The 6,929-nt window shown below is 39.8% G+C and carries 3 protein-coding genes; 1 reads left to right on the top strand and 2 read right to left on the bottom strand.

Features of this window, described 5'->3' with window-relative positions:
• Nucleotides 1–831 precede the first annotated feature (831 nt).
• Both F1E73_RS08150 and F1E73_RS08145 read right to left on the bottom strand, forming a co-directional pair.
• Nucleotides 832–2,337, bottom strand: a complete 1,506-nt coding sequence (locus F1E73_RS08150; protein ID WP_150451631.1) for a RagB/SusD family nutrient uptake outer membrane protein — start codon at nucleotides 2,335–2,337, stop codon at nucleotides 832–834.
• Between the two features lie 11 nt (nucleotides 2,338–2,348).
• Nucleotides 2,349–5,612, bottom strand: coding sequence for a SusC/RagA family TonB-linked outer membrane protein (locus F1E73_RS08145; RefSeq protein WP_086478204.1), 3,264 nt, complete (start codon nucleotides 5,610–5,612; stop codon nucleotides 2,349–2,351).
• A 337-nt stretch (nucleotides 5,613–5,949) separates the two neighbouring features.
• On the opposite strand from F1E73_RS08145, the gene F1E73_RS08140 reads away from it, so the two are divergent.
• Nucleotides 5,950–6,852, top strand: coding sequence for a dihydrodipicolinate synthase family protein (locus tag F1E73_RS08140; protein WP_086478203.1), 903 nt, complete (start codon nucleotides 5,950–5,952; stop codon nucleotides 6,850–6,852).
• Nucleotides 6,853–6,929 lie beyond the last annotated feature (77 nt).

The following is a 6,929-nucleotide window of genomic DNA, read 5'->3' as shown; positions in this document are numbered from 1 at the left end:
AGTGGCTTTTCTTGTACGTCCCAGATATAGGTTGACCTCTACTAGGGGGGAAATCAAAAGCTCCTCCCTTTAATTTAAAAGGGAGGTGGTTTGCCTGAAAGTGCAAAGCGGAGGGATTTTTTATAGTATTGAGTACAAAGTAGTGAGAATTTAGATGGACTCAGTAGTCAGTAAACGGTAGTCAGTTTTTTCAGTAAACAATAATCAATTAGCAATAAACAATTGTTTTCGTCTCCGATTTAGGTTGACCACTTAAAAGTGAAAAACTTTCAAAACAATATGCTTATTACTTTGGTTCCGGCCTTGGTATAGAAATCATTTAAAGGATACGAAATCTTGCCCCTCGCTACAGCTGGCTCCTCAAAGTCAAAGGTACACCGTACCTTCACTTTTCGGCCCTGGTTCGTTTTTTATTCATGGCTTGTATATTGTTTTTTTTTAAAGGAATTCATGAATGCTGCGCATTTCATCAATGGAAAAAATGAACAGAATTAGTTATTAGAACAGAACTAATCCTTTTTATAAATAAATCCAATGAAAAGTATAACTAATTCTATCAAAAATTCTGGACAGTTTAAGTTTATTCATATGATAGTAGTCGGTAATCAGTTTGGTAGAGTTACCCTTCCAAGGGAGGTGGAGACCCTATCAATCTTGTTGAAAAGGAAATTCGAATACTTTGGGGATAAACGCACTAATGACTAGCGTAGGGGAGTGGTAGTAAGTGCGCGGATTGTGCTGACTAAGGAAAGTATAAAACAAAAAAAGGAGGGGAACCACCCCCTCCTTAATAAATAAACTAACTCAACTAAATAACAACTAATTATGTGTTTAGTTATATCCTGGAGATTGCTCTAATAATGGGTTTCTACCGATCATATCTGTAGTAATCGGTAAAATCAATTTAAACTCATCTCCAGGGCTTAGGAACTCAATATTGTCGAATACAAAGCTGGCTCCTGCTCTTCTTAGATCCCACCATCTTTTACCTTCACCGATAAACTCCTTGTAACGTTCATTTAGGATGGCGTTGGTGTTTTCGGTTTGAGATCCGTTCACATACGCATGAAACAATGGGTTATAATTATCCCCATAAGCTCTTTCGCGAATCTGGTTGATTTCTGCAGAAGGATCCTCACCTAAATAGTTCTTGGCTTCGGCCAATAAAAGAACTACATCGGCGTAACGGTAAATTGGTACGTTGTTTTCAAAAATTCTTTCAGTACCAAATACTCTTCCTAAGAACTTGTTGAAGACAGAACCAAAATAGGCATCTTCGTTATAGGTAGGGTACCCCAATCCGCCATTGTCATCCACATACAGTCTAATGAAGGTTGCATCTTTACGTGCATCGTCATTATCGTCCAGTAATAAAATGGTCTTTTCAGACTGTCCATATCTATTAGCACCTGCAATTACGAAGTCGGACATGGACTCACCATTGTCATTGAAGGTTGGGTTTACTTCCGTGCTTCTTCCAGTTAAACTGTTGTAAAAGTTTTCAGCTTCATCTTGCTTGTAATCCAATGCGAAAATAAACTCGTTGTTATTTTCATTGGCTACTCCCCATAGATCATCAATGCTAGGCTCTAAGCTTACACCTAAAGATGCAATTTGCTCAAGGGCGTTTTTAGCCTCGGTAAAATCGGCAGTACCACCACCCATTAGGTTACCAGACCAGATGTATACGTCCCCTTTAAGGGTAAGGGTAGCTGCTTTGGACCAGTAGATTTTTTTGCCCTCAAAGAAGCTGTCGTCAGATCCAAAAGCGCTTAAGGAGGCAGCTATGTCAGACTTTATTAATTCCATCACCTCGCTTTGCGGAGAACGCTCCTTGGCCAAGACATTGGGATCTACATCGGTTAATGGCTCTAGAATAATAGGCACATCTCCCCATGTTTTCAATAGCGTATAGTAGTACAATGCACGTAATCCATACGCCTGTCCCAGTAGGTGCTGCTTGTCATCCTCATTCACAAATTCAATATTGGGAACATTTACCAAAAAGTCGTTCAACCTATGAATTCTTGTATAAAGTCCAGCCCACCCTCCAAAAGGAGCAGTGGCAACCGTGATGTCGGAACGAATCAAAGATTCATTAGAAGGAGATTCAAAAGTTCTTCCCCCCCAAATATCACTTCTAATCTCTCCCAGCAACCATAAAGTTCCTGCAGAACTTCTTAGGTTGGCATACAATCCTGTATGCGCAGTTCTAGCACCAGTTTCGGAATCCCAGAAACCTTGTGCTGTCAATTCACTGGGACTGTTTAGTTCCAGCTCACTTTCACAGGCCGTGAAAGTAACTACAGCGATTAATAGATATATATATTTCTTCATCTTCCTAATTTTTAAAATGTTAAGTTTAATCCAATAGTAACAGTTTTAGGAACCGGGAAGGCACCGTACTGTACTCCACCAATTTCAGGTGTGTCACCAGAGAAGCTCTTAAAGTAGTGTAAGTTGCTACCAGTAACAAACAGGCTCAATCGCTTAATAGCGTCATTGAAGTATGCTGCAGGTACGTCATAGCTTAGGGTTACTTCACGCAAGGCTAAGTAATCTCCTTTTTCCCAGAACTGGTCGTTAGCGGCGTTCATTAAGCTAGAGCTATCCCCAAAGGATGCTCCTTCGTTTCCTCTCCATACGTTCTTGGTACCGTTTACAAAAACGAAGCGTGGCCACTCTGTATCCATATTATTAGGTGTCCAAGAATCCAATACCTCTATAGGCTGGTTTAAGTTACCTTGGGTTTGTCCATATCCTTTATTTCTAATATGGTTCCATACCAAATGTCCTGTTGCAAAATCGGTCTTCACAAATAGATTAAAGTTCTTATATCTTAAGCTAGTAGTAAGTCCACCAATGAAATCTGGAGTAGTTCTACCAATCACCTTTCTGTCTAGGCTGTTGATAACACCATCACCATTTTGGTCTTTCCACTTAACATCTCCAGCAAAGTGCTTAAACTTATCGCCAGGTAAGAAAGTATCCTCAATAGAAGCGTCTGCATCAGCATCGGCTTGATCCCTATAGATACGCTCTTGCTCATAGGCAATTACTAGATCGTTACCTGCTCGTTTACCTTCCTGGTATCCACCGATCCACTCTTCTTGACCAGTTTTGGCATTCCAAATTAACTGTCCTGCCTGTCTGTTAAGATCGTTGGCATTCTCAGGAAGTTTAACCACGTAGTTTTTGTTGGAAGTAAAAGTAGCTCCCACATTCCAAGTTAGGTCCTCGCTATTAATAACGTTCCCGTTTACTTGAAGTTCAAAACCTTTGTTTCTAATGGTTCCGTTATTGGTTAAAATACTGCTGAACCCAGTGTAGAAGGGTAAGGTTAGGTCTGCTAACTTATCCTTGATATCCCTAGAATACACATCGGCAATGAAAGTAAGGTTGTTGTTGAAAAATGAGATATCCAAACCAGCATTAAAGGTGGTAGATTTCTCCCATTTCAAATCCAAAGTTGGTAGTAAGGAGTTGGCATATCCGGTTTGACCGTCGTAGATACCTTGACTTCCGTAAGCACCAAATACTCCGTAATTACTTAAAACATCTTGGTTACCATTAACACCGTAACTCAATCTTGGTTTTACCCTAGAAATGGTATTGCTAATGTTAGAATCCATAAAGAAGCTCTCGTTGTGTAAGTTCCATCCTACGGATACTCCTGGGAAGAAGCCAAATTTCTCGTTACCCAATCTAGAGGATCCATCACGTCTAAAGGTACCACTGATAAGGTATCTGTTGTCGTAATCGTACAATAAACGTCCAAAGGTCGATGTTAGTACATACTCGGTTTCAAAGCTGGACGGTATTCCGTCTGCTTCTGCACCTGCATTCAAGGTCGGGATTAAATCTGTAGGCGAGTTTCTGGTTCCTGCAGAAGTGCTAAAGAAATTGTCTTTATAATACTCAGCTCCCACCAAAGCGTTAAAATTGTGATCACCAACTCTTTTGGTGTAGTTAAGGGTACCCGTCAACTGGTTTCTTAGAGTTCTTCCTAAGCTAACAGAGGCAGCTCTTTCGGCTCTAATGGGACCAGTAGTGCTTCCTACCCTAAAGGCTTTATTAAAGTTCTCGTTGTGGTTGTTAATGGCAAAGTGACTACCATTCACAGCAAAGATTAAATTATCTAGGATGTTCCAGTCAAATCCTACGGATGCAGACAAACGCTGCTCTAGATTTTTTCTGATAAACTTATCTTGATAATATAATGGGTTACCAAAGCCTTGGTTTTGTCCCACGGCATAAATATCGGACCAAGTTCCATCAGGATTGTTGTCATAGGTTCTAGAAGTAGGTGCCTGACCTTGGAATCTTCTAAACACCGTGTCATCACCACCTAGTGGGCTACGGTTTAGGTTAGAGTGCGAATAAAGCACGTTGGAATTAATCTTAAAATTGTCTGTAATCCTATAAGATCCTGAAAACTTTCCAGAGTATCTTTTAAAACCAGATCCTAAAATCAATCCATCGTTATCCAATAAGCCTAAACCTAAGTAGTAAGTTCCTTTTTCGTTACCACCATCAAAAGATAGGTAGTGATCCTTGGAGGCGCTGTTCTGATAAATGCGATCTCCTACACTCTTGTTGTCAAAGAATAAAATTTGCTGATTAGGGTTTAGAACATCGGGAATCGCATTCCAACCAGGCTGATTTAATAGGTACTGGTTATCCGCAGTTAACAACTGGGTAGTAAATGGAGAGTTGGTAGTGTTTCCACCGGTTCCCATAGAATTGGCTCCATCTAAAAAGGCACCAAAAGATCCAGGGTTGTTAATAGCTTCCCTATACCAAGCAATGGACTGTCTGTTGTAATTAATGAAGTCTTCTGCACCAATATACTTTTGATCGTTGCGCTCCTCGTTCATACTGTATTTGTACTTGTAGTTGATAGAGGATTTTCCAGCTTTTCCGGTTTTAGTGGTTACCAAGATCACCCCGTTGGCGGATCTTGCACCATAAATAGCGGTAGCAGCTGCATCTTTCAGTACTTCTATAGACTCAATGTCGTCCGAGTTAAGTGCGTAAAAAGATCCAGGGATCCCGTCTATTAAGATCAGAGGGGAACCGGTGCCATCAAAATTAGTACCACCACGCAATACGATTTGTGGGGTAGAACCTGGTTGTCCGGTAGTGTTGGTTACACGTAAACCTGCAATCGTACCCTGTAGGGCTGTTGCGGCATTGGATCTTGTAGAAGTTTCCAAAATTTTTGTATCCAATTTAGATACAGAAGTGGTAAGTGTTGCCCTGGTCTGAGAACCGTACCCGGTTACAACCACCTCGTCTAACAAGGCAGCATCCTCTGATAAGGTTACATTAATAGTAGTTTGGTTTCCAACTGGAATGTTTTTGGTGGTAAAACCAATGTAGCTAAATACCAAAATGTCATCGTCACTTGCTTGAATGGTATAGTTTCCATCAAAATCCGATTGTGTCCCCGTGGTAGTACCTTGTACTAATACGTTGGCCCCAGGAAGGGGTTGTCCTGTGTCGTCGGAAATAGTTCCGCTGACTGTTTTCTGTTGTGCGTACAAACCTCCCATAAATAGAAAGGCCGTTAGTGCTAGCACATGCTTTAAGAGTTTGTTTTTGTGTATCATTTTGTTAGTTCTTATGTATTACATAATGCAATGATATTAAATAATGGTTTCTTAACAAAATATTTGCAGTTTTTTTTGGTGAATTATAAATTGTGATTTTATGATGTTTACCCCTGACAATGTGATATTCCTACATATAAATGAATGAAATATTGTTAAAAACTTATTCGGATCAATAAATTGAAAAGTTATATTAGCACTAGTAAAATATGGCTTAGGTGTAGATTGCTTGGGTTTTGTTTGAGGTGTTATTTAATAATTCTTCTAAAATTCCTTTTGTGCACCTCAATTTGTTTACCTAGATTTGTATTATGTATAACATAACAGCATTTGAAAAATGAAAGGACTTATAGCAGCGACCTATGCACCCATGCACCAGGATTCTTCGCTTAATGTAGAGATAGTACCGCAATATGCGGATTTCTTAAAAGGAAATGGGGTGAAAGGGGTTTTTATAAATGGGTCTACTGGAGACTTTACCTCTTTGTCCGTAGCCGAAAGGAAGGAAATTACGAAGGCTTGGGGTCAAAATAAGTCGAGCGACCTATTTGTAATAGATCATGTAGGGCATACTAGCTTGCAGGAAGCTAAGGAGTTGGCTGCCTATGCTGCTGATAAGGTAGACGGGATTGCTGCATTGGCTCCTTATTACTTTAGATTATCCGATATTAATAAGTTAGTAGAATATTGTAAGGAAATTGCCGCCTGTGCACCTAATATTCCTTTTTATTATTACCATATCCCTGTATTGACTGGAGCCAATTTTAATATGGCAGAATTCTTAGCGTTGGCAACACCGCAGATTCCCAATCTAGCCGGAATTAAGTTTACCAACAACAATCTTATAGATTATAAATACTCTAAGGAGTTTAATGGAGGGTCTGCTAATATTTTATTTGGATTTGATGAGATTTTCCTTGCTAGTCTTCCCTTTGGTGCCGATGGCTGGGTAGGGAGTACCTATAACCACTTGGCTCCATTGTACTTAGCTATAGAGGAAGCGTTTAATAATAATAATCATACATTGGCTGCAGATCTTCAGCAGAAATCCATGAAGTTTGTAGATGTCTTAAATGCAAAAGGTGGTTTTAACGGTGCTGCAAAATCCTTTATGAAGGCATTAGGATTGGATTTAGGTCCTAGTAGGTTCCCGCATACCACGCTAACGGAGGCTCAAATTGAAGAGGCGAAGTCAGAATTGGATGCTTTGGGAATTACTCCATATCTAGGTAAGGTATAAATAGTTCTACAATACACTGTTCTTTAATAAGGGCTTAACTATAAGGTTGTTTGGTGTTTAATGGAATTGAGTTGAGA

Source organism: Arenibacter lacus (assembly GCF_008711145.1).
In the GTDB taxonomy this organism is placed as follows: Bacteria; Bacteroidota; Bacteroidia; order Flavobacteriales; family Flavobacteriaceae; genus Arenibacter; species Arenibacter amylolyticus.
This window is presented reverse-complemented; position numbering and strand designations above follow the sequence as displayed.

Coding starts and splice junctions, on each gene's coding strand:
- F1E73_RS08145 (WP_086478204.1), bottom strand. CDS start 5,612: ATGATACACAAAAACAAACTCTTAAAGCATGTGCTAGCACTAACGGCC.
- F1E73_RS08150 (WP_150451631.1), bottom strand. CDS start 2,337: ATGAAGAAATATATATATCTATTAATCGCTGTAGTTACTTTCACGGCC.
- F1E73_RS08140 (WP_086478203.1), top strand. CDS start 5,950: ATGAAAGGACTTATAGCAGCGACCTATGCACCCATGCACCAGGATTCT.